Annotated in this window: 14 protein-coding genes; 10 read left to right on the forward strand and 4 right to left on the reverse strand. The window is 68.0% G+C overall.

The annotated features are described in order from the left end of the window. Positions 1-85 precede the first annotated feature (85 nt). Complete coding sequence (locus AC07NG_RS12850) at positions 86-1,525, forward strand: OprO/OprP family phosphate-selective porin (RefSeq protein WP_494594393.1); 1,440 nt, start codon at positions 86-88, stop codon at positions 1,523-1,525. Between the two features lie 54 nt (positions 1,526-1,579). On the opposite strand, the gene iolG is transcribed toward AC07NG_RS12850, so the two are convergent. Next, the gene (iolG, locus tag AC07NG_RS12855; protein WP_494594394.1) at positions 1,580-2,566 is read right to left on the reverse strand and encodes an inositol 2-dehydrogenase; all 987 of its coding nucleotides are present in this window, start codon (positions 2,564-2,566) and stop codon (positions 1,580-1,582) included. A 253-nt stretch (positions 2,567-2,819) separates the two neighbouring features. Between iolG and AC07NG_RS12860 the strand changes: the two genes are divergently transcribed. The 6 genes from AC07NG_RS12860 to AC07NG_RS12885 all read left to right on the forward strand — a co-directional run bounded on the left by AC07NG_RS12860 (position 2,820) and on the right by AC07NG_RS12885 (position 10,841). Continuing rightward, a complete protein-coding gene (locus tag AC07NG_RS12860) occupies positions 2,820-3,695 on the forward strand; it encodes a MurR/RpiR family transcriptional regulator (protein WP_494594395.1) in 876 nt (291 codons plus the stop codon). Between the two features lie 119 nt (positions 3,696-3,814). Next, the gene (locus AC07NG_RS12865; protein ID WP_494594396.1) at positions 3,815-5,746 is read left to right on the forward strand and encodes a bifunctional 5-dehydro-2-deoxygluconokinase/5-dehydro-2-deoxyphosphogluconate aldolase; all 1,932 of its coding nucleotides are present in this window, start codon (positions 3,815-3,817) and stop codon (positions 5,744-5,746) included. Beyond that, the gene (iolD, locus tag AC07NG_RS12870) at positions 5,747-7,603 is read left to right on the forward strand and encodes a 3D-(3,5/4)-trihydroxycyclohexane-1,2-dione acylhydrolase (decyclizing) (RefSeq protein WP_494594397.1); all 1,857 of its coding nucleotides are present in this window, start codon (positions 5,747-5,749) and stop codon (positions 7,601-7,603) included. A gap of 3 nt (positions 7,604-7,606) precedes the next feature. After that, a complete protein-coding gene (iolE, locus tag AC07NG_RS12875; RefSeq protein WP_494594398.1) occupies positions 7,607-8,506 on the forward strand; it encodes a myo-inosose-2 dehydratase in 900 nt (299 codons plus the stop codon). Next, the gene (iolB, locus tag AC07NG_RS12880) at positions 8,503-9,312 is read left to right on the forward strand and encodes a 5-deoxy-glucuronate isomerase (protein WP_494594399.1); all 810 of its coding nucleotides are present in this window, start codon (positions 8,503-8,505) and stop codon (positions 9,310-9,312) included. Before iolE ends, iolB begins: the two co-directional genes overlap by 4 nt. A gap of 26 nt (positions 9,313-9,338) precedes the next feature. Next, positions 9,339-10,841: a CoA-acylating methylmalonate-semialdehyde dehydrogenase gene (locus AC07NG_RS12885; RefSeq protein WP_494594465.1), complete on the forward strand. Its 1,503-nt coding sequence runs from the start codon at positions 9,339-9,341 to the stop codon at positions 10,839-10,841. 151 nt (positions 10,842-10,992) lie between these two features. Here AC07NG_RS12885 and AC07NG_RS12890 read toward each other — a convergent pair whose 3' ends face one another. From AC07NG_RS12890 to AC07NG_RS12900, 3 genes are read right to left on the reverse strand one after another with little or no spacing between them, the layout of a single operon-like run. Next, entirely contained in the window at positions 10,993-12,021 is a 1,029-nt protein-coding gene (locus AC07NG_RS12890) for a glycoside hydrolase family protein (RefSeq protein ID WP_494594400.1), read from the reverse strand. Beyond that, positions 12,018-12,956, reverse strand: a complete 939-nt coding sequence (locus tag AC07NG_RS12895) for a family 43 glycosylhydrolase (RefSeq protein ID WP_494594401.1) — start codon at positions 12,954-12,956, stop codon at positions 12,018-12,020. Before AC07NG_RS12895 ends, AC07NG_RS12890 begins: the two co-directional genes overlap by 4 nt. 56 nt (positions 12,957-13,012) lie before the next feature. After that, a complete protein-coding gene (locus AC07NG_RS12900) occupies positions 13,013-16,222 on the reverse strand; it encodes a glycoside hydrolase family 2 TIM barrel-domain containing protein (protein WP_494594402.1) in 3,210 nt (1,069 codons plus the stop codon). A gap of 386 nt (positions 16,223-16,608) precedes the next feature. Between AC07NG_RS12900 and AC07NG_RS12905 the strand changes: the two genes are divergently transcribed. The 3 genes from AC07NG_RS12905 (at position 16,609) to AC07NG_RS12915 (ending at position 24,917) form a co-directional block, all read left to right on the forward strand. Then, positions 16,609-19,641: a TonB-dependent receptor gene (locus tag AC07NG_RS12905; protein ID WP_492854932.1), complete on the forward strand. Its 3,033-nt coding sequence runs from the start codon at positions 16,609-16,611 to the stop codon at positions 19,639-19,641. Positions 19,642-19,758: 117 nt separating this feature from the next. Continuing rightward, a complete protein-coding gene (locus AC07NG_RS12910) occupies positions 19,759-22,329 on the forward strand; it encodes a GH92 family glycosyl hydrolase (RefSeq protein WP_494594403.1) in 2,571 nt (856 codons plus the stop codon). Positions 22,330-22,394: 65 nt separating this feature from the next. After that, positions 22,395-24,917 carry a glycosyl hydrolase 115 family protein gene (locus AC07NG_RS12915; protein ID WP_494594404.1) on the forward strand — a complete coding sequence of 841 codons (2,523 nt, stop codon included), beginning with the start codon at positions 22,395-22,397 and terminating at the stop codon, positions 24,915-24,917. Positions 24,918-24,959: the final 42 nt, after the last annotated feature.

The raw sequence follows: 24,959 nt of genomic DNA on the forward strand, positions 1-24,959 counted from the left end.
CCTTCCAGGCAGTCGGGCCGCCCGCGCGGCGGCCCTTTCCTTCCTCTTCCTCCCGCGCCTGGCGCGGGAGCGGGAACTCACGCCCATGCGCATTCTCTTCGCCACCACGGCCCTCGTGGCCGTCGGCTTCGCCGGCGCCGCCCGCGCCGAGGACGCCGATCTCGCCGCCCTCAAGGCCCAGATCCAGCTGCTGCAAGCGCGGATCGACGTGCTGGAACGCCAGTCCGCTGTCGCTACCGCCGCGCCCACGCCAGCGCCGATCGCGACCCTCCCGACCACCCCGGCGGCCCCGCCCAAGCCCGCCGTCGAGCCTGTCCGCTGGGAGAACTCGCCCCGCTTCACCGACGCCTCGGGTTCGACCTTCAAGCTGCGCGGCCGCATCCTGTTGGACGCCGTCGATGCGGTCGCCGAGCGCGACGGCGTCGCCGACTATCACGCCCGCCAGTTCAAGGCCCGGCAGCTGTTCCTGGGCGTCGAGGGGCAGACCGGCCGCTGGGGCTATCGCCTGGAAGGCGGCGCGGTCAGCGGCGGCGCCTGGAGCTGGGACGACGCCATCATCGAGTACAAGCTCGACGCCCAGACCTCGCTGCTGGCCGGCAACCAGAAGGCCGCCTCGCTGGAGGGGCTGACCTCGTTCAAGTCGATCACCTTCATGGAGCGGGGCGCCTATGGCGACGTGATCGACGCTGGCTACGCCCTGTCGCTGGAGGCCGTGCGCACCGGTTCCAACTGGTCGCTGTGGGGCGCCTTGCAGGGCGACAACATCAACAAGACCGACGCCACGGGCGGCTACGACCCCAACCAGGCCGTCGAGCGCCTGGGCGCCACCGTTCGCGCCACCTGGTCGCCGCAGCTTTCCGACGCCGACCGCCTGCACCTGGGCGCCTGGGTGCGCCGCCGTGATCGGGGAGGGGAGACCGGCTTCACCTATTCGGCGGCGGCCAACACCGCCTTCAGGTCCCAGACCTCGACCGGCGCGACACTGTTCTCGACCGGCGCGGTCGGCGACGGCGACACCACGCTGGGGATCGAGGCCGCCTGGATCCATCGGGCGCTGTCACTGCAAGGCGAGGCGGCCCGGATCAAGGTCGACCGCATCGCCACAAACCTCAGCTCCACCTTGGGCGGGCCGGACTTCGACATCGTCACCGCCTACGCCTCGGCCAGCTGGTTCGCGACGGGCGAGACGCGGCCCTACAATCCCAACGGCTCGTTCGGTCGGATCAAGGTCGCCCATCCGCTCGACAAGGGCGGCCTGGGTGCGCTGGAGTTCGCCGCCCGCTACGACTACGCCGATTTCAGTGACATGGCGGCCAACGGCGTCGCCACGCTGGCCTCGCAGACCGGCCTTTCCACGGCCGGGACCTACAAGGCCGTCACCTTCGGCGCCAACTGGTATCCCTATTCCTATGTGCGCCTGACCGGGAACCTGACGCGGGCGACCATCGACAACCGCCTGATCGCCGGCTCCCAGCTGGACGCCGACGTGACCGTGGCCCAGGCCCGCCTGCAGTTGGAATTCTAGAGTCGGACAGCCCGCTGACGGGATCGATACGGATCCCGCCAGCGGCCTCGATCGCTAGAGCTTGACCACCTGACCGGTGCGGGCCGACTGGCCGGCCGCCTCGGCCAGGGCCAGGGCCTCGACGCCGTCGACATAGCCGATCGCCGGCAGGGCTTCGCCGCGGATGATCTGGGCGAAGTGCGCCATTTCCCGGCGATAGGCTTCGGCGTAGCGGTCGAGGAAGAAGTTCTGGAAGGCGTCGCTGGCCGCGCCGGCCTCGCCCCAGATCGAGACTGTGCTCTCGGTGACGTTGTCGGCCCGGACCAGGCCCTTGGAGCCGAAGGCCTCGATGCGCTGGTCGTAGCCGTAGCCGCTGCGGCGGCTGTTGCTGATCATGCAGATCTTGCCCGAAGCGGTGCGTAGCAGGATCTTGGCGGTGTCGACGTCGCCGGCCTCGCCGATGGCCGGATCCACCAGGCAGCTGGCGGCGGCGAACACCTCGGTCACCGGTTCGTCCAGCAGCCAGCGGGCCATGTCGAAGTCGTGGATCGCCATGTCCTTGAAGAGCCCCCCCGACACCTTGACGTAGGCGACCGGCGGCGGGGCAGGGTCGTGGCTGGTGATGTGCACCGTCTCCAGCGCGCCGACCGCGCCGGCCGCCAGCCGCGCTTGCAGGGCCTGGAAGCTGGGGTCGAAGCGGCGGTTGAAACCCAGGAACAGCTTCACGCCAGGCGCGCCCAGTTCGGCGGCGGCCGAGCGGGCGCGGGCCAGATCCTGGTCGATCGGCTTCTCGCAGAACACCGCCTTGCCCGCCGCCACGGCCTTGAGGCTGTAGTCGAGGTGGGTGTCGGTCGAGCTGGCGATGATCACCCCGGCCACCGACGGATCGTTCAGCGCCGTGTCGAGATCGGAGACCTGGGCGCCGGTCTCGGCCGCCAGCGCCTCGGCCGCCTCGGCGACGGGATCCACCACATGCTTCAGCCGCAGGCCGGCCTGGCCGGCGACGTTCTTGGCGTGGATGCGGCCGATGCGGCCCGCGCCGAGGATGGCGATGTCGTGCATGGGAACCTTCAAGGTCTCGGTGGATTGAGCGCAGGAGCGGGCGGCGTATCCGTCGCCTGACCGTTCGATCGCGTCGTCTCGACCATGATCGCTCCCTCGTCCGGCTCATGACGCGGCCGGGACTTCGTGTTCCTGTAGCCTGGAATAAAAATTCCCTCTACGGGTAAAGTGGAATTCCTGGTCGTAAGTTGAACCCTGGCGTTCATACACGGAACGGATATTCTAATTTGACCGATCGGACTGTGGGGCGCGGATGACGGACGAAATCATGGCGGCGAACGCCCCCTCCAGCGCGGACGAGCTGCGGGCGGCGATCCTCGATCGATACGAGACGCTCAGCAAGCGCCTGCAGCAGATCGCCCGCTACGTGCTGGACGAGCCCAACGAGATGGCCCTGGAGACCCTGGCGGTGATCTCCGAGCGATGCGGCGTTCAGCCCTCGGCCATCGTGCGCTTCGCCAAGACCTTCGGCTTCCCCGGCGCCAGCCAGATGCAGCGGCTGTTCCGCGACGGCCTGCTGTCGGGCCACTCGGCCCTGGGCTATGGCGAGCGGGTGCGCCACTTCAACGAGGCCGTGGCGCGCAAGCCCGAGAGCGGCGCGGACGTGCTGTCGGAGTTCGTCGAGGGCAACACCCTGGCCCTGCAGAACCTGGGCCAGACGGTCAGCGAAGCCGACATGGCCAAGGCCGTCGCCCTGATCGACAAGGCCGAGACGGTCTATGTGGTCGGCTTCCGCCGCTCGTTCCCGGTGGCCTCGTACCTGGCCTACTCGCTGCAGCAGGTGAACAAGCGCACCCTGTTCATCGACGGGGTGGCGGGCCTGACCAAGCAGCAGGTTCAGACCATCGGCCCCAAGGACCTGCTGATCGCGGTCAGCTACCATCCCTATGCCGAGGAGACGGTGCAGGCCGTCGAGATGGCTGTGCAGCGCGACGCCAAGGTGCTGTCGATCAGCGACAGCCTGGTCAGCCCGATCGCCAAGCCGGCCGAACTGGTGCTGCACGTGCGCGAGTCCGAGGTGCGGACCTTCCGCTCCCTGGCCGCCTCGATCTGCCTGGCCCAGGCCCTGGTGATCGGCTTCGCCTTCGAGGCCAACAGGGAAAAGGGCAGGAAGCGCAAGGCCGGCTGAACCGTGCGTTCCATTCTCGCTCAAAAATGAAATGAATGTTGCGAGATTTGGAAGCTTGGAATATGCGTTACATGGCGCCGACGGGGAGGTCGGTCAGAAAAAAGTAGCGTGGAACCGGAATGGCGCACGACGAAAAGGCCCTTGATCTCATCACCGTCGGCCGTTCCTCCGTCGACCTGTACGGCCAGCAGACCGGCGGCCGGCTGGAGGACATGTCCTCCTTCGCCAAGTATCTGGGCGGCAGTCCGACCAACACCGCCGCGGGCGGTGCGCGCCTGGGCCTGAAGACGGGTCTGCTGACGAGGGTCGGCTCCGACCACATGGGCCGCTTCATCCGCGAGCAGCTGGTCCGCGAGGGCGTCGACGTCGCCGGCGTGCTGTCCGATCCCGACCGCCTGACCGCCCTGGTGATCCTGGGCATCCGCGACCGGGTCAATTTCCCCCTGATCTTCTATCGCGAGAACTGCGCCGACATGGCGCTGCTGCCCTCCGACGTCGACGAGGCCTGGATCGCCAAGGCCGGCGCGGTGCTGATCAACGGCACCCACCTGTCGCAGCCCAATGTCTACGACACCAGCCTCAAGGCCGCCCGCGCGGTGAAGGCGGCCGGCGGCCGGGTGGTCTTCGACATCGACTATCGCCCGGTGCTCTGGGGCCTGGCCGGCAAGGACGCTGGCGAGAACCGCTTCGTCGAGAACCGGCAGGTCACCGAGAAGCTGCAGGAGGTCGTGGCCCTCTGCGACCTGATCGTCGGCACCGAGGAGGAGATCCATATCCTCGGCGGCTCGACCGACACCATCGCCGCCCTGCGCGCGATCCGCGGCGGGGCCCCTGGCGCGCTGCTGGTCTGCAAGCGCGGACCCGACGGCTGCGTGGCCTTCCCGGGCGCGATCCCCGACAGCCTGGACGAGGGCGTCAGCGCGCGCGGGTTCAAGGTCGAGGTGTTCAACGTGCTGGGGGCGGGCGACGCCTTCATGGCCGGCTTCCTGCGCGGCTGGCTGCGCGGCGAGAGCGTCGAGACCTGCTGCGAGTGGGGCAACGCCTGCGGGGCGATCGTCGTCTCGCGGCACGGCTGCACGCCCGCCATGCCGACCTGGGTCGAGCTGGAGGCCTTCCTGTCCGACCGCGAGCGACCGTTCCGCCTGCGCGAGGACGTGGAGCTGGAGCACATCCACTGGGCCACCACCCGCGACCGCGTCTATGACGAATTGACCGTCCTGGCCGTCGATCATCGCAGCCAGTTCCTCGACCTCATCGCCGAGACGGGCGGCGACCCCGAACGCATTCCGCATTTCAAGACCCTGGCCCTGCGCGCGGTCGAGGCCGTGGCCGGCGGCGACGAGAGCCGCTTTGGCCTGCTGCTGGACGGCCGTTTCGGGTTCGACGCCTTGGCCCAGGCCGCCGACCACGACTACTGGATCGCCCGCCCGATCGAGCTTCCCAAGTCGCGGCCGCTGGAGTTCGAAAGCTCGGCCGACGTGGCCACGGAGCTGGTCGAGTGGCCGGCCAACCAGATCGTCAAGTGCCTGGTCTTCTATCATCCCGACGACGAGGTCGAACTGCGCGAGCGCCAGGAGCGCCAGCTGCTGCGGTTGTTCGACGCCTGTCGCAAGACGCGCCACGAACTGCTGCTCGAACTGATCCTGCCGCCCGGCATGCAGAGCGACAGCCGCACCGTGGCGCGCGGCGTGCGCCGGCTCTACGACCTGGGCATCCGCCCCGACTGGTGGAAGCTCGAGCCCCTGACCGACCCGGCCGCCTGGCGCGAGATCGAGATCGCCATCCGCGAGAACGACCCGCTCTGCCGTGGCGTGGTGCTGCTGGGGCTGTCGGCGCCGGAGGCCGAACTCGTCGCCTCGTTCGAGGTCGTCGCGCCGTTCCCGATCGTGAAGGGCTTCGCCGTGGGGCGGACGATCTTCTACGATGTGGCTCGCGATTGGCTGGCCGGCCGCATCGACGACGAAGCGGCCGTCGCCGCCCTGGTGAGCAAGTTCAAGGTGCTGGTGGACGCCTGGAAGCGTCTGCGGAGCGCCGCCGAGAAAGCCGCGTAAATGGCCGCCGCCCATACCACCGTCCGTCTCACCGCCGCCCAGGCGACCGTCCGTTGGCTCTCGCAGCAGCATGTCGAGACCGGCGAGGGCGTGCTTCCGTACTTCGCCGGGGTCTGGGCGATCTTCGGCCACGGCAATGTCGCCGGCCTGGGCGAGGCCCTGCACGGCGCCCGCGACGTGATGCCGACCTGGCGCGCCCACAACGAGCAGGGCATGGCCCACGCCGCCATAGCCTTCGCCAAGCAGTCGCGGCGCGAGCGGGCCATGGTCTGCACCACCTCGATCGGGCCGGGCGCGACCAACATGGTCACCGCCGCCGCCCTGGCGCATGTGAACCGCCTGCCGGTGCTGTTCCTGCCCGGCGACGTCTACGCCAGCCGTCGGCCCGATCCCGTCCTCCAGCAGATCGAGGACTTCGGCGACGCCACAGTCAGCGCCAACGACTGCTTCCGTCCGGTCTCGCGCTATTTCGACCGCATCACCCGGCCCGAGCAAATCCTCGACGCCCTGCCGCGTGCCTTGGCGACCATGCTCGACCCGGCCACCTGCGGCCCCGCGACCCTGGCCTTCTGCCAGGACGTCCAGGCCGAGGCCTTCGACTATCCGGAAGCCTTCTTCGCCAGGAAGGTCTGGCGCATCCGCGCGCCACGTCCCGATCCGCGCGAGCTTGCCGATCTCGTCGCCCTGATCAAGGCGGCCAAGCGCCCGTTGGTCGTGGCCGGCGGCGGCGTGCTCTACGCCCGCGCCGAAACCGCTCTGGCCGACCTCGTCTCCGCCGCCGGCCTGCCGGTTGCCGAGACGCAGGGCGGGAAGGGGAGCCTGGCCTGGGATCATCCCCTGAACCTCGGCGCGATCGGCGTCACCGGCACGAGCGCCGCCGTCGCCGCCGCCGAGCAGGCCGACCTCGTTGTCGGCATCGGCACGCGCCTGCAGGACTTTACCAGCGGCTCCCGCGCCATGTTCGGGGCCGAAGGCCGCAAGCTGGTCCAGCTCAATGTCGCCCCGCATGACGCCCACAAGCACGGCGCCACCGCCGTCGTCGGTGACGCCAAGGCGGTGGTCGAAGCGCTCGCCGAAGCCTTGGGCGACTGGCGCGCGCCGGACGCCTGGACCGCCGAAGCGACTGGCCGCGTTACCGGCTGGAACGCGATCTTCGACACCGCGACGGCGTTCGACGACCGGCCGCTGCCGACCGACGCCCAGGTGCTGGGCGCGGTGTGGCGGGCCTCGTCCGACGACAGCGTGGTCGTCTGCGCCGCCGGCGGCCTGCCGGGCGAACTGCACAAGCTGTGGCGCACGCGCCGGCCCGGCGGTTACCACGTCGAATACGGCTTCTCGTGCATGGGCTACGAGATCGCCGGCGCCGTCGGCGTGAAGATGGCCGCGCCGGACCGCGAGGTCCACGTGATGGTCGGCGACGGCAGCTATCTGATGCTCAATTCCGAGCTCGCCACCTCGGTGATGCTGGGCGCCAAGCTGATCGTCACCGTGCTCGACAATCGCGGCTTCGGCTGCATCAACCGCCTGCAAGCGGCCACCGGCGGGGCGGCGTTCAACAACCTGCTGGCCGATACCGTCCACGAGACCCTGCCCGACATCGACTTCGCCGCCCACGCCGCGAGCCTCGGCGCGCGGTCGGAGAAGGTGGCCAGCCTGGCCGAACTGGAAGCCGCGCTGCAACGCGCCAAGGCCAGTGACAGGACCTATGTCGTGGTCATCGACACCGACCCGGCGCCTACCACGCCGGGCGGCGCCTGGTGGGACGTGGCCGTGCCCGAGGTCTCGGTGCGCCCGGCCGTCAACACGGCCCGCGCCGACTACGAAGACAAGATCAAGCAGCAGCGTACAGGGGACTGACCCATGACCATCCGTTTCGGCGTGAGCCCCATCGCCTGGATCAACGACGACATGCCTGAACTGGGCGGCGACACCCCGCTGGAAAGCGTGCTGGCCGACTGCCAGGCGATCGGCTTTTCCGGCGTCGAACTGGGCGGCGTCTTCCCGCGCGACCCTGCGGTGCTGAAGCCGCTGCTCGACCGATACGGCCTCGACCTCGTCGGCGGCTGGTACAGCGGCAATCTGCTGGTGCAGTCGGCGGAGGACGAGATCGCGGCGCTGCAACCGCACCTGTCGCTGCTGAAGGCCATGGGCTGCACCGTCTTCGTCCACGCCGAGACCAGCAACGCCATCCACGGCGACCGCTCCCAGGCCCTATCGGCCACGCCGCGCCTCGACGCCGAGGGCTGGAAGGAATTCGGCGCGCGCCTCACGCAGGTGGCCGACTACATCCAGGCTCAGGGCCTGAAGTTCGCTTACCACCATCACCTGGGCACCGTCGTCGAGCGGCCCGAGGACCTTGACGCCTTCCTGGCCAACACCGGTCCTTTGGTGGGCCTGACCGTCGACACTGGTCACGCGGCTCTGGGCGGCCTCGATCCCGTCTCGATCATCCGCAACCACCCCGAACGCGTCGCCCACGTCCACTGCAAGGACATCCGGGGCGAGGTGTTCAGCAAGGTGATCGGCCAGGATGGCGGCAGCTTCCTCGAAGGCGTGCTGGCCGGCATGTTCACCGTGCCGGGCGACGGCTCGCTGGACTACGCCGCCGTCATGCAGGCTCTCGCCGAAATCGGCTATTCCGGCTGGATCATCGTCGAGGCCGAGCAGGACCCGGCCATCGCCAATCCCCGCCAGTACGGCGAGATCGGCCTGGCCACCCTGAAACGCGAGGCGGCTTCGGCGGGCCTGAGGGCGGCGTGATGAGCAGGCTGCTCGTTCGCCCCCACGCGCCCGCCGCCGACGGCTCGGTCCTTGAGGTCACGCCGCAAAGCGCCGGCTGGAGCCATGTCGGCTTCCGGGTGATCAAGCTGGCCGCTGGCGAGACCTTCGACGGTGTCGAGCCCGACCGCGAGACCTGCATCGTGGTCATGAGCGGGGCCGCCGAGGTCAGCGCCGAGGGCGTCGCGTTCGGCAGGATCGGCGGCCGCGCCACCGTGTTCGAGGACAAGGCGCCCGGTGCGGTCTACGTCCCCGCCGGCGCCGCCTACGCGGTCGTCGCCGTCACCGAGGTCGAACTGGCCCTGTGCACCGCTCCCGGTAAACCCGGCGGCCAGGCCCGTCTGATCGCCGAGGCCGACATGCCGCGCGAGGTGCGGGGGCAGGGGACGAACGTCCGCCACGTCCGCAACATCCTGCCCGAGACCGCGCCGGCCGACGGCCTGCTGGTGGTCGAGGTGATCACTCCGGGCGGCCACTGGTCCAGCTATCCGCCGCACAAGCACGACACCGCCGCCGAGGGCGAGGAGACGGCGCTGGAGGAGACCTACTATCACCGCCTGAACCCGCCGCAGGGCTTCGCCTTCCAGCGCGTTTACACCGACGACCGCAGCCTCGACGAGACGGTCTGCGTGCAGGACGGCGACGTGGTCATGGTGCCGCGCGGCTATCACCCGGTCGGAGCCCCGCACGGCTACGACCTCTATTATCTCAACGTCATGGCCGGCCCGCACCGGAAGTGGATCTTCCGCAACGACCCGGCCCACGACTGGATCGTGCGCAAGCCATGATCCTCGGCGACATCGACAAGGAGCGCTTGATGCGCAGTATTCCCCACTTCGTCGGCGGCCGCGCCGTCGAGGGCGCGTCCGGCCGTTTCGGCGAGGTCTTCGATCCCAACACCGGCAAGGTGCAGGCCCGCGTCGCCCTCGCTTCCGCCGAAGAGCTGAACGCCGCCATCGCCGACGCCAAGGCCGCCCAGCCGGCCTGGGCCGCGACCAATCCCCAGCGCCGCGCCCGGGTGATGTTCGAGTTCAAGCGCCTGCTGGAAATCCACATGGAGGAGCTGGCCCACCTGCTGTCGGCCGAGCACGGCAAGGTCATCGCCGACAGCAAGGGCGACATTCAGCGCGGCCTGGAAGTCATTGAGTTCGCTTGCGGAATTCCTCACCTGCTGAAGGGTGAATATACGCAAGGCGCCGGTTCCGGCATCGACGTCTATTCGATGCGTCAGCCGCTGGGCGTGGTCGCGGGCATCACCCCGTTCAACTTCCCGGCCATGATCCCGATGTGGATGTTCGGCCCGGCCATCGCCTGCGGCAACGCCTTCATCCTCAAGCCGTCCGAGCGCGATCCGTCGGTGCCGGTGCGCCTGGCCGAACTTATGATCAAGGCCGGCCTGCCGCCGGGCGTTCTCAACGTCGTCCAGGGCGACAAGGACTGCGTCGAGGGCATCCTCGACCATCCGGACATCAAGGCCGTCAGCTTCGTGGGCAGTTCCGACATCGCCCAGTCGGTGTTCCATCGGGCCGGCGCGGCCGGCAAGCGCGTCCAGGCCATGGGCGGCGCCAAGAACCATGGGGTCGTGCTGCCCGACGCCGATCTCGACCAGGCCACCGCCGACATCATCGGCGCGGCCTACGGCTCGGCCGGCGAGCGCTGCATGGCCCTGCCGGTGGTCGTGCCGGTCGGCGAAAAGACCGCCGTCGCCTTGCGGGAGAAGCTGGTCGCCGCCATCGGTTCCCTGCGGGTCGGCGTGAGCACCGACAAGGACGCCCACTACGGCCCGGTCGTCAGCGCCGCCCACAAGGCGCGGATCGAGAACTACATCCAGCTGGGCGTCGAGGAGGGCGCTGAACTGGTCGTCGATGGTCGCGGCTTCGCCCTGCAAGGCCACGAAGACGGCTTCTTCGTCGGCCCGACCCTGTTCGACCACGTCAAGCCGACCAGCCGCTCCTATCAGGACGAGATCTTCGGCCCGGTACTGCAGATGGTTCGCGCCGAGAGCCTGGAGGAGGGGATCCATCTCGCCTCGCGCCACCAGTATGGCAACGGCGTGGCCATCTTCACCCGCAACGGCGACGCCGCCCGCGAGTTCGCCGATCAGGTCGAGGTCGGCATGGTCGGGATCAACGTGCCGATCCCCGTGCCGGTGGCCTATCACAGCTTCGGCGGCTGGAAGCGTTCGGGCTTCGGCGACCTCAACCAGTACGGCCTGGACGGCGTGCGCTTCTACACCCGCACCAAGACCGTCACCCAACGCTGGCCCAAGGGCGGCGCGGTGCTCGACCAGAGCTTCGTCATCCCGACGATGCGGTGATCTCGGATCAGCGTTCCTTACCCTTCTCTCCGAGCATCCCCGCGAAGGCGGGGATCCAGGCGGGCTTTCAGGATGAAGTTCGGCCGTGGATCATCCGCTGACTCGGCTTGGATCCCCGCCTTCGCGGGGAGCATCGGACTAGAGGAACTGCCTACCGACGCGGCGGCCGTAGCCGGAACTTCACCGGCGCGTCGCGGTCGACCTTCAGGCGGCCCTCGACGAGCTTGAGCTCCGCCACCTGGATGACCGTCCTCTGCTTCCAGTAGGGATCGCTCTGGGCTTCCGGCTCGGCGCCCTGGTGCACGAAATAGTAGATGAAGGCCCGTCCGCCGCTGACCACGACGTCGGGATGCTGGCCGATGCCGCGATCGGTCGACAGCGCGCCTGGGGTCTGCAGCAGCCGCTCGGGCTGCTCCGTCCAGTGCAGCCCGTCCTTGGACTGGAGCACCAGCAGGCCCTTCCAGACGTCGGCGATCAGCCACCAGCGCCCCTTGAAGCGAAAGACCTTGGGACCCTCGGCCGCGCTCTTGGTGACGTCGCCTTCCGGCGCGGGCGTCCAGGTCTTCAGGTCCTGGCTGTCGACGGCCTTGAGGCGGGTCTTGGGCCTAGAGTCCCGATAATACAGGCGATAGCGGTCCTTCAGCCGCACGACCGAGGCGTCGATGACCAGGTCGGAGCCCAGGTCGAGCGTCTCGCCGCAGCTCCAGTCGGAAAGATCGGCGCTGGTCAGGTGCACGATCTTCGTCGTCGCGCCGGGTTCGCCCCAGCGGTGGTGGACGCCGGGCACGATGGTGAGCCACAGGTGGTAGACGCCTTGCTCGTAGAACAGCTCCGGCGCCCACAGGGTCACGCTCGTGCAGGCCTGCGGGAAGGTCGCGGTTCCCTTGTAGCGCCAGGTCACGCCATCCGCCGAGGTCGCGACGCCGATCGGGGTGGCGTGCACCCAGGCGACGTCAGCCGGATCGGGCAGGCGCAGGGTGGCGCGCCGGTTGGTGTAGAACATCGTCCACAGATGCGCCGCGCGGTCCCAGACGATCGACACGTCGGCCGCGCCGTCCAGCACCGGATCCCGGTAGAGCGGCTTGGGCGCGGTCTGCGCCGCCGCCAGGCTGGGAGCTAGCAGGCCAAGCAGCAGGGCCGCGATCAGCGCTCGGTACGGACGTCGCGCCTTGCCCTTCACGGCGCTTTCTTCCCGGGGCGCACTTCCACGATCGCGCCGTCGGGGCCATAGGTCAGCGGCTCGATGGCGATCGAGCGGCGGTGGTCGCCGCCGCCGGGCAGCAGGTTGTCGTGGTAGAAGAACCATGTCCGGCCCTTGTCCTGCAGGATGGCCTGGTGGTTGGTCGAGATCTTCAGATAGTCGAAGATCACGCCGCGATAGGCGTAGGGGCCCAGCGGCGTCTTCGAGGTCGCATAGACGATCTGGCCCGGCCAGCCGGTCGAGAAGCTGAAATAGTAGAGGCCCTTGCGCTTGTGCAGGAACGGAGCCTCTCCGTACTTCTTCTTCGGATCGTCGGTGGGAAAGCCGGTGACGGCGATGTCCTGGATCGGGCCGGCCAGGCTCTTCATGTCCTTGCCCAGCTTGACGATCTTCGGCACGCGGGTGCCGAACAGCATGTAGGCCTGACCGTCGTCGTCGATCAGCACCTGCGGGTCGATCGGCTCGGCGCCGGCGTTGGCGTCGCGGGCCTTGTCGACCAGAGGCGCGCCGATGGCGTCGACGAACGGCCCCTCCGGACGGTCGGCCACCGCCACCCCGATCTTGTCGCCGCCGACGGGGGCGTAGAAGTAGTACTTGCCGTCGCGATAGGCCGCCTCGGGCGCCCAGGCCTTGGCGTCGGGCTTGGCCCACTTGAACACCGTGACCCCCAGGAACGCGCCGCCGTCCTTCCAGGTCTTGAGGTCCTTGGAGGTGTAGAGCCGCCAGGTCGTGGAGTCCCAGTACTTGCCCGAGTTGGAGGCGTCGTCGGTGGCGTAGAGGTAGTAGCCGCCCTTGAAGGCGTGCGGCGACGGGTCGGCGTTGAAGCGCGGGCTGATCGGTTCGCCGGCCAGGGCGGAGCTGGCGAGCGCCGATCCGGCCAGCAGGACGGCGAGGCAGAGGGCGAGACGCTTCATGGGGAACTCCTTGGACTCGCCGGCTTCGGCAATCGGGGCGATGGTCATGCGGACGGCTATTGCGGCGGCGTGGCTTCGGCGGGATGGGCCTTGTCGGGTGTCGTTCCGTCGCCGCTGAACGGCTCGAGGCGGAAGCTGACCCGGGTGGGCTCCAGCCGCGTGCGGTACTTCATGTGCGGCAGGCCAAAGCCGTTCCAGGTGGTGTCGCCGCCGATCCCCCACTGGGCGGCGTCGACCAGCAGGGTCCCGTCGCCATGGGGGACGATGTCGGTGGACTTCCAAGTCCCCGGCGGGCGGCGGTATAGGTCCTCGTATGGGAAGGCGAGGGCGGTGGTCATCAGCGGCTTGTCGCCGGCGACCCGCAGGCCCCGACCTCCGCCTGACAGCTCCAGCCAGCGCACGTCGATCTTGTTGCCGGTGTCCTGGGGCCGCATGTAGTCGTGGTTCTGGTCGGCCACCGCCCCGCGCCACAAGCCGATCGGGGCCGAGGTGTAGCGGTCGACATAGGTTTCGTGCGGGCCGCGGCCGTACCATTCGACGGTCTTGAGGCTTGAGGGGACCGTGAACCACAGGCCCACGCGCACCGGGGGCGGCAGGTCGTCTTTCAGCGGGGTGAGGTCGCCGGTCACAGCCACCGTGCCGTCGCCGGCCATGGCGTAGGTGGTGACGAACTTCGCCGCGCCCGCGCCCAGTCCATACGTCACGACCACATCGGCGCCGTTAGCGGTGGCGCGCGTCGTCACCGAGCGCAACTGGCGCTGCTGGGTCATCACCTGCCAGGGGCGTTGCTGGGCCGACAGGCCGGTGCCGGCGTCGTTGTCGGTCTCGGCCCGGAAGAAGTTCGGCTGGCCGCCCTTGGCCAGGACAACGCCGTCCTTGGTGTAGGCGGCGAGCAGGCCGGTCGTGCGATCGACCTTCAGCGTGGCGCCGGCCGCCGAAAGGGTGACGGCGTCCTTGCCGTCCGCGAGCGCCACCGCGCCCGAACGGGCGACGGCGGGCTTGGGCGTGGCGGAAACGGCGAACTGTTCCCAGCCAACGACGAACCCGGCCGGGGTCATCGGCACGGACCCAGCCCTGGTCCTGGCGCGAACAGTGACGAGATATTCCACGCCCGGCTTGGGCGCGATCGCCGGCAGCGGCAGGGTGATGGTCTCGACGCCCCGAGCCTTGGTCGACAGAGCCGGCAGGGCGCCCGAGGCGACCTCGACGCCGTCGCCCTCCAGCACCCAGTCGAAGTCGAAGCCCGACAGGTCGCGGAAGTCGTGGCGGTTGGTCACGCTCACCTTGCCCGTGGCCGGATCGAAACCGCCGAACTGGATCGGCGAGAGCACCTTGCGGACTTCGTAGAACTGGGGATTGGGCGTGCGGTCGGGCTGGATCACGCCGTCGCCGAATTCGATCTCGCCGCCGGGATTGGGTCCGTACTCGCCGCCGTCGCCCCAATAGCGGCGACCGTCCTTGGCGTAGCGGTACATCGACTGATCGACCCAGTCCCAGATGAAGCCGCCCTGCAGCTTGTCGTAGGCGTAGATGGTGTCCCAGTAGTCCTTCAGATTGCCGCCAGAATTGCCCTGCATGTGGGCGTATTCGCACTGGATCATCGGCTGGGTGCGGGTGGGGTCGGTCGCCCAGTCCACCATCTTGGTCACGTCGTCGTACATCGGGGCGTAGATGTCGACATAGGTGTTGGGCACGTGCTCCCAGGGGCGCGCGCCCCAGCCGAGATAGGAGATCAGGCGGCTTGGATCGCGCTTGCGGGCGGCCGCGGCGGCCTTCTCGAAGTTCTGGCCGATGCCGGCCTCGTTCCCGAGCGACCAGAAGATCACCGAGGGGTGGTTCTTGTCGCGCTCGACCATGTTGATCACCCGGTCGACATGGGCGCTTTCCCAGGCCGGATCGAAGCCGATCTGGCGCTTGGCCCGCTGGTCCGGATCGGCGTTGCCCCAGCCCATATAGGCGTGGCTCTCGATATTGGCCTCGTCCATGACGTAGAGGCCGTACTCGTCGGCGAGGGCGTACCAGAGCTCGGCGTTGGGATAGTGGGCCGTACGCACGGCGTTGATGTTGGCGCGCTTCATCAGCTCGATGTCGCGGCGCATGCTCTCTTCGGAGATGACGTGGAAGGTCTCCGGGTCGTGCTCGTGGCGATTGACGCCGCGGATGACGATCGGTCGGCCGTTGACCGCCACCTTGCCGTCCTTGATCTCGACGGTGCGGAAGCCGATGCGCTGGGGCGTGGCCTGGACGACCTCGCCCTTCGCATCCAGCAACTCGACGAGCAGGGTGTAGAGGTTAGGCGTCTCGGCCGTCCATTGGCGGACGCCGGGGACCGTGGCGTTCAGTGACACGGTGCGCGCGGCGCCCGCGGTGACCTTGGTCTCGGTCTTGAGGACTTCCTTGTCGCCGTCGAGCAGGGTCATCCGCGCGGTGAGCGGGGCCTTGCGGGCGGTCAGGGAGAGCACGGTGCTCAGCACCCCGTCGCGATAGGCCTTGTCGAGGCCGGCATGGACGAAGACGTCGGCGGTGCGGGCCTGCGGGACGGCCTTCAGATAGACCGAGCGCTCAATGCCGGAGACGCGCCAGAAGTCCTGGTCCTCAAGGTAGGAGCCGTCGGCCCAGCGGTGGACCTGGATGGCGACGAGGTTGGTCCCCGGCTTGACCCACTTCGTCACGTCGAATTCGGCCGGCAGCTTGGAGTCCTCGTAGTAGCCGACCTCCTGGCCGTTGACCCAGACGCGGTAGGCCGCGCCGGCCGCGCCGATGTGCAGGATGACGTCCTGGCCCGACCAGCCGGCCGGAACCTCGAAGGTGCGGCGGTAGGAGCCGACCGGGTTGGTGGCGTGCGGGATCAGCGGCCGGTTGGCCGGGAACGGATAGGTGATGTTGTTGTAGCGGGCCTGGTCGTAGCCTTCGGCCTGCCACATGGCCGGCACCTTGATGCTCTTCCAGGAAGAGGCGTCGTAGTCCGACTTTTCGAAGCCGTTGGGCACGTCGTCCGAGGACGGGCTGAAGTGGAAGGCCCACTGGCCGTCGAGGCTGAGGTAGCGGGCCGACCTGGTCATGTCGCCGGCCAGGGCGGCGGCTCTGCTTTCGAACGGGAAGTGGCTGGCGCTGGCGGGCATCTTGCCGCGGGCGTTGACCGCCGGGTTCTCCCAGTCGGGACGAGAGGCGTCCACCTGCACCGGATCAACTCGGGGCGTTTCCTCCGCCTGGGCGGCGAGGCCGATCGCCAGCCAGGCCGCGCCCGCCATCATGCTTGCCTTCATTACACTCACTCCCTGACCCGAGCCTCGTTCAGCCCGCGTCGCTTTTCCAGTCCGGCTGCGCTCAACGCTCAGGTGAGGCGCTGTCACCGCTGGTTGCGACCTATCTATTTTGGCCTGACCAATTTGCAATTCCGAAAAATATTTTCTAGATTGTCTCGGTAAAATAATATACAAATCAATTTAACAATACGAAAAAAGCCAGCGATATCAAACTGATCGTCGTTGGTTTACGGGCGCGGCGCCGTGTGGGTTCTATCTCCACATTGCCCTGGCCAATCGCAAGATTGCTGGGACCGGTACCGCGAGAGGGGTTGGCTGAAAAGCTGTCACGCAAGACGGCGGGCCATAACGAGGAGGGAACGAAATTGAAGTCCAAGATCAGCTCGATGCGCGTCCTGAAGGTCGCGCTTCTGTCCGCCACCGTCATGGGCGGCCTGCCGGCCATCGCCCTGGCTCAGGAAGCGGCCGCAACCCAGAACGACACGGTCGACACCGTCGTCGTCACGGGTTTCAAGAAAAGCTACGCCGACGCCGTTCGCACCAAGAAGAACGCCGTTGAAATCACCGACGGCATCTCGTCCGACGGCCTGGGCCGCTTCCCCGACCTGAACGTCGGCGAGGCCCTGCAGCGTATCCCTGGCGTCCAGATCAACCGCGAGGCCGAGGGCCGCGACGCCACCATCAACCTGCGCGGCATGCCCGGCGAATACGCCCGCAACACGCTGAACGGCCAGTCGTTCGCCGGCCCCGCGCTGCTGCGCGACAACCAGGGCTCGCCACTGGGCGCGTTCAACTCCGACATCTTCTCGGCCTTCGTGATCCAGAAGTCGCCGATGGCCAACACCGTCTCGGGCGGCCTCTCGGGCAATGTCGATCTGCAGATCGCGCCGGCGCTGTCGCGCAAGGACGGCGGCTTCATGAAGGCGTCCTACGAGTACAACACTCTGGGCAGCCTGGGCGCGCCGGCCGCGACCATCGGCTACAACAAGCACCTCACCGACGATCTCGCGGTGTTCGGCACCCTGGCCTACAAGAAAGAGAACTTCCGCCGCGATACGATCCGTCTCAACAGCTACGACTATCTGACGTCGGCGATGACGGGCCTGACGGCCAGCCAGTTCAACGCCACCTACGGCCAGTACTATTCGCCCACGGCCTGCGCGACCAGCGCGACATCCTACTGCCGCTCGCTGGCCCAGGCGCTTGGTCTGTCGCAATCGGCGGCCTCGGCCTACATCAACAGCAACACCGGCTCGACCAGCAGCAACGGCGTCTGGGCCAACACCCAGATCCGTCAGTACACCCGCATGAACGTGGGCGAGGTCTGGTCGGGTACGGCCGGCGTCGAGTGGCGGCCCAATGACGACACCAAGATCGGCCTGATCGGTTTCAAGACCGATCGCAACCTGCCCGACACCGTCCAGTACTTCCTGATCAACACCGTCCTGCCGTCGTCTACGGCCGGCGCGGGCACGGTGATCACGCCGACGGGCACGCCGGTGAAGACCAACGACGGCCGCTACCTGTACCAGAGCTACACGTTCGCCAACATGAACGCGCTGTCCTCGACCCGTCTGTATTCACAACGCCAGAAGTCGGACGGCCTGCTGGGCACCTTCGACTGGAAGAACGAGGACTGGCGCGTCGCCGCCGCCCTGACCCTGTCGTCGGGCTACAACGCCTCGGTCGAGACCGAGGTCGACGTCGCCAACTACACTCGCGCGGGCGGCAACGGCGTCACCGGTTCGCTGACCACCGGCCTCGATGACATCGGCAACTTCATCTACACCACCTCGCCCAACCCGCAGAACTCGATCACGACCGGCCAGACCTGGACCTGGGGAGGAACCTCCGACCCGACGTCGTTCTACAACAACGGCGCCAAGGCCAACTCGACCAACCAGATCCAGATCCAGGGCACCGAGAGCTTCGCCGAGAACGAGCTGAACAGCGCGGCGTTCGACGTCGAGCGCTTCACGGAGCTGGGCCCGATCAAGAGCATCCAGGCCGGTGTGCGCCTCGAGCGCGAGAAGTACGTGTCGACCGGCTACCGCGTCTACGCCTACGGCGCGCAGCTGCAGAACATCACCTCGAGCATGATGATCACGTCGCCCTTCGTCGACGACTTCATGGGCGGCAAGGGCGGCAGCTACAATCGTAACTGGCAGGTGCTGAACATCCGCGAGTTCCTGAACGCCGTCCGCCCGGTCACCGCCTATCAGAGCGGCGGCCTGTCGACCCAGGGCTTCAACATCCAGTACTCCGACAGCAGCTACTACGATAAGAACTTCACCAACGAGAACGATATCAATCAGTTCTACATCCAGGCGAAGTACGATACCGAGATCTTCGGTCATGGCCTGCGCGGCAACTTCGGCGGCCGCTACGAAGACACCAAGAACACTATCACGACCCTGGATCGCACGACCGCGCCCACCGACTCGATCGGCTCGGCCACGGCCTTCAAGACCGAGAAGTACGTCAACAAGTACGACTACTTCCTGCCCTCGGCGATCTTCGTGGCCGACGTCACCGACGACCTGATCCTGCGCGGCGCCTACTACAAGACCTATGTGCGCCCGCACCCGCGCCAGTATTCGCCGTCGACCAAGGTCAGCCCGACCCAGATCCTCAACACCAGCCTGACCTCGGGCAGCGTCAACGTCTACGACGTCTCGGTGCAGATCGGTAACAACAAGCTGAAGCCCTATCTGGCCGAGTCCTTCGACCTGTCGCTGGAGTGGTACAACCGCCCCAACGGCCTGGTTTCGCTGGCCTATTTCCGCAAGAACATCACCGGCCGCATCGCCTCGACCTCGGATCCGGCGCTGCTGTGCCCGGCCGACGGCTCGACCTGGGGCTTCGGCGCCCTGTCGTGGGACGGCACCTACTGCACGGCCACGGCGCTCAGCAGCACCACCAAGCAGGTGCACGTCAACGCCAGCGGCGCCTACAACCTCGACAAGCCGACCACCGTCGAGGGCGTCGAGTTCAACATCCAGCAGAACCTCGATTTCCTGCCGGGCTTCTGGAAGAACTTCGGCGGCAGCTTCAACTACGCCTACACGACGTCGAAGAGCCCTTCGATCGCGCCGTTCCCGGGCATCTCCAAGCACAACGTCAACGTCATCGGCTACTATGAGACGCCGAAGTTTGGCGTGCGCATGGTCTACAACTACCGCTCGGCCTACGACCTGAACGCCAACGGCACCTACAGCGGCGGCTCGCGCTCGGTTAAGCCGCGCGGCCAGCTGGACATGTCGGCGTCCTACAACGTCAACGACCAGCTCACCGTTTCGCTGGACGCCTACAACCTGACCGACGCGGTCCGCTTCGAATACGAGAACGACTACCAAGTCTCGCGTTGGGTCGACTACGACGGCCGCACCTTCACCCTGACGGCGCGGGCCACGTTCTAAAGTTCACTTCCCCCAGTGATGCACTCGATAGCCGGTCCCTCCGTGGACCGGCTATATTTTCTCTTCCGCGACGCCTTTCGGGTGACTCGCGGAAAGCCTGAGACCGGAAGGATTTCGATGCCGGGACTACGCGCTGGACTTTCCACCCTGCTGGCGACCCTCTTGGCCACGACCGCGCTGGCGGCGGGCCCGCTCGCCCAGGCCGCCCCCGCCCAGTCCCTCTACAAGCTTCCCGCCCTCGAGGTCGGCCTCGGCAACGACAACGAAGGCGACACCATTCCCGGGCCGACCCTGCCCAACGGCTCGATCCATCCCTCGCCCGAGACGCCCAATCCCAGCAACGCCGGCTACAACGCCGCCGAGCCGATCAGCGGCTTCGCGCAGCTGCATTCGCAGGGCTCCGGCGGGGTCACCACCTACGGCACGTTCCTGCTGTCGCCCCAGGTGGGCGAGGCCCAGTTCGACGAGACGGCCCACCTGTCGCCCAAGGCCGACGAGGTGCTCGCCGCCGACGCCTATTCGGTGCGGCTGACCCGCTACGACACCAAGGTCGAAGCGACGCCGGCCCACTACGCGGCGATCTATCGCCTGACCTATCCCGACACCGACCAGGCCCAGCTGGTGTTCGACGTCACCCGCAAGGTCGGCGGCCTCGTCGCCTCGGACCAAGCCGACGTGAAGCTCTATCCGGCCGAGGGCAAGATCGTCGGCCACGTGAAGGCCAAGGGCTACTGGAACCCGGCCCTGACCGACATCTGGTTCGTCGCCAAGTTCGACCAGAAGCCCGTCGCCTGGGGCGTCTTTGACAAGGCCGAACGCCGCGCCGGCGCGACCGAAGGCAAGACCGGTTCGGACGAGCGCCTGGGTGCCTGGCAGACCTTCAAGACGACCGCCGGCAAGCCGCTGCTGGTCAAGATCGCGGTGTCCTTCACTAGCGCCGAGACGGCCGAGGCCCTGCTGGACCGCGAGATCCCGGACTGGAACTACGACCGCGTGCGCCAGCAGGCCCAGGCGGCCTGGAACGATCGGCTGGGCGAGATCGAGGTCTCGGGCCTGGACGCGGCGCAGACCCGCCGGTTCTACACGGCCTTCTACCACGCCTCGACCCATCCCCGGGACCGCAGCCTGGACCAGTCGGCCAAGGAACTGGGCCGCCCCAACTGGGACGACCACTACACCCTGTGGGACACCTATCGAACGCTGTTTCCGCTGATGTCGGTGCTGCGCCCCAGCGACTACGCGGCCAACATCAACTCGCTGATCCACACCTTCGACAAGTTCGGCGCCGCCGACACCGCGATCATCGGCGGCCAGAACTATCACGTGGGGCAGGGGGGCGACGAAGTCGACAACGTGCTGGGCGAGGCGGCCCTGCGTGGCGCGGCGGGCGTCAACTGGAACGAAGCCTGGCGGCTGACCCACTTCAACGCCTTCGAGCGCCGTCGCCCGCGCTATCTGGAGAGCGGCTATTTCGGCGTCGGCGACCGCAGCCCCGAGCCGAACAACCAGCGCGCCAAGTCGGGCTCCTCGACGCTGGGCTTCGCGCTCAACGACTATTTCGCCGCCCAGGTCGCGGCCAAGGCCGGCCATGCGGACGAGGCCGGCGCTTTGCTGAAGCGCTCGGCCAACTGGCGCAAGATCTGGAACCCGGAGACCACGAGCGACGGCTTCGCGGGCTTCCTGATGCCGCGCTATCCGGACGGCAAGTTCCAGGACATCGATCCCAAGCTCGGCTGGGACGGCAAGGTCCACAACAATGTCGGCTACTACGAGGGCACGGCCTGGATCTATTCCTACGGCGTGCTGCATGACCTGCCGGGCCTGATCGAGGCCATGGGCGGCCGGGTGCGCTTCAACGAGCGCCTTAACCACGCCCTGGACGCGGGCCTGATCGACATCACCAACGAGCCGTCCTTCGCCACCCCCTGGCTGTTCCATGCCCTGGGCCGGTCGGACCTGTCGTCCTACTGGTCGGGCGAGGTGTTCAAGCACTTCACCGCCACCGCCTATCCGGGCGACGAGGACGCTGGGGCGATGAGCTCCAACTACGTCTTCAACCGCCTGGGCCTGTTCCCCAAGCTGGGCAGCGACCTCTTCTACCTGCACGGCCCGCGCCATCCGCGCAGCGTGCTGCACCTGGAGGGCGGGCGGTCGCTGGAGGTCGTGGCGGAGGGCGCCGGGGCGGATCGTCCCTACATCGCCGCGGCCAGCCTGAACGGAAAGCCGCTGCCGGGCCCCTTCATCACTCAGGCGCAGGTGCTGGCCGGCGGCGTGCTGAGCTTCACCATGACCGACAAGCCCGGCCAGTGGGCCTATGACGGCGCGGTGTTGAGCAACGAGGCCAGCGTCCCAGTCTTGACCGACGGCAAGACTTCGACCGTCTGGGCCGCCTCGGCCGGCCAGTCGGCGACGTTCATCCGTTCGGCGACGACCTGCCTGAAGGCCTATACCGTCAGCGTCGGCGCCAAGGAGGCCGATCCGACCGCCTGGCGGTTCAGCGGCTTCGACGGCAAGCGCTGGGTCAAGCTGGACGAGCGGCGCGGCGAGCGCTTCGAGCATCGCCACGCCACCCGCAGCTTCGACCTGAAGACCGCCAAGGCCTATGCCCGCTATCGCCTGGAGCTGACCGCCGGCAAGGCCGTCGAGGTTTCCGAGGTCGAGTTGATCGCCGGGACCGCCTGCCGTTGAGGTTTGGCGCGTCGCCGCCGTCCTATCCAGTACAAGACCCGCCACGCGTAGGGAGGCCCGGGCCTATGAAGATGTCGAAGTCGATCTGGCGCGGCGCCCTGGCGCTCGTGCTTTGCCTCGGCGCCGTCCAGGGCGCTCAAGCCCAGAGACGCGGCGAAGCGGGCGCGATCTTCACCGACAGCCTCTCACGCGGCGGCTTCGTGCTGGTCGAGACGGGCAGGGCGCCGACCATCGTGGTCGATCCCGCCGACGCCGCCGTCGTGCGCCACGCCGCCGACGATCTGGCCGAAGACCTTAAGAGCGTCACCGGCCAGTCGATCGCCGTGTCGAACGCCCCTGCCGGCAAGACCGCGATCCTGGTCGGGACCCTTGGCTCCAGCAAGGTTATCGACGCTCTGGTCGCGGCCAGGAAGATCGACATCTCGCGTCTCTCCGGCGCCTGGGAGAGCTTCGTCATCGCCTCGGTCGACCGTCCGGCGCCCGGCGTCGACAAGGCCCTGGTGGTGGTCGGCAGCGATCGGCGCGGGACTGCCTTCGGCGTCTACGAGGTGGCCCAGGCCATGGGCGTGTCGCCCTGGGCCTGGTGGGCCGACGTCACGCCCGCTCATCGCGACAAGCTGTTCGTCGCCGCCGGCGTCCATCGCTTCGGCCCGCCGTCGGTCCGCTACCGCGGCGTCTTCGTCAACGACGAGGACTGGGGCCTCTATCCGTGGGCGGTGAAGACCTTCGATCCCGAGCGCGGCGACATCGGGCCCAAGACCTATCGCCGGATCTTCACCCTGCTGCTGCGCCTGAAGGCCAACACCCTGTGGCCGGCCATGCACCACACGACCGCGCCGTTCAATTCCGATCCGGAAAACGCCAAGCTGGCCGAGGAGTACGGCATCGTCATGGGCTCGTCCCACGCCGAGGCCATGCTGCGCAACAATGTCGGTGAGTGGAAGGACGACCCGGCCAAGTTCAACTACGCGACCAATCCCGAAGGCGTGAAGGCCTATTGGGAAGAGCGCGCCAAGGCCAACGGCCCCTATGAGAGCCTCTGGACGCTGGGCATGCGCGGCATCCACGATACCGGCATGGTCGGCCCCAAGACCATGGAGGAGAAGGTCGCGCTGCTGGACAGGATCATCGCCGACCAGCGCGAGGTCCTGGCCAAGAACGTCTCGGGCGACGTTTCCAAGGTTCCGCAGATCTTCGTGCCCTACAAGGAGGTGCTGGAGATCTACCGCGCCGGGGTGAAGGTCCCCGACGACGTCACCATCGTCTGGCCCGACGACAATTTCGGCTACATCCGCCAGTTCCCCAGCGCCGAGGAAGCCGGCCGCAAGGGCGGGGCGGGGGTCTACTACCACCTGTCCTATCTGGGTTATCCGCTGGCCTATCTGTGGCTGGGCACGACGCCGCCGGCCCTGGTCCAGGAGGAGATGATCCACGCCTGGGACAAGGGCGCGCGCAGCGTCTGGATCGCCAATGTCGGCGACATCAAGCCGGCCGAGATCGGCGCCAGCCACTTCCTGGAGATGGCCTGGGACATCGACCGCTGGCGGGGCAAGAGCCAGCGCCAGTTCCTGGCCGACTGGACCGGCCGCGCCTTCGGCCCCCAGCTGGGCGGCAAGGCGGCCGACCTGCTCGACGCCTATTACCGCCTGAACTTCGAGCGCAGGCCCGAGCATCTGGAGTGGCAGCCCCAGGCCGAGAACCGGCACCTGTCGAGCTACACCCCCGACGAGGTCAACGACCGCCTGCGGGCCTTCCGCAAGCTGACGGCCGACACCAAGGCGGCGAGCGCCGATGTGCCGCCGGAGCTGGCTGACGCCTGGTTCGAGCTGGTCGAATTCCCGATCCGCGTCTCGGCCGCCGCCAACATGCGGTTCTTCGCGGCCGAGCGTTACAATGAACTGGTCGACAAGCAGCAGGCCATGGCCCGCTCGGCCGGCGGCGCGGCCGTCGAGGCCCAGGCCGAGATCACGGCCCTGACCGACCGGTTCAACAACCAAGTCGCCGGCGGCAAGTGGCGCTGGCTGATGCCGGAGGAGCCCGCCGACAGTCAGTGGCGGATCTACCGCGCCCGTCCGATCCCGACGCCTAGCCTTGGCCTGGTCTCCGATCCGGCGGCGTTCCTGGCCGTGGTCGATGGCAATGCGCCGGCCAATTCGCCGATCGTCGAGGCCGAGGCCTTCGCCGCCAACACCGGCTGGCGTCTGGTCGAGGGCGTTGGCCGCGGGCGCGGCGTCATGCTGGCCGATGCGCCCGGCGCGACCCTGACCCTGGCGGTCGATGTGGCGACCGCCGACGGCCGCCGCGTGCAGCTGGGCGTCCTGCCGATCTTCCCCGACGGCCAGGCCCAGGACATCGCCTTCGACGTCAGCATCGACGGCGGTCCGCCCGAACGTGTGACCCTGCCGCGCAAGGTCGGCTCGCCGGCCTGGGCCGAGGGCGTGCTCGACAACCTGCTGAAGCCTGTCGTCGGGCCGTCGCTGTCGCCCGGGCGGCATACGGTGGTGGTGACGGCGCGTGTTGGGCGTGTGGGTCTTGACCGCGTGCGTCTGGTCCTGCCCGAACAGGTCGCGACGCACGAGAACCACTGAGGGACTCCTCCCTTCCCCCTTGATGGGGGAAGGGCCGGGGAT

It is taken from the genome of Caulobacter sp. GW821-FHT10C03, from assembly GCF_059415485.1.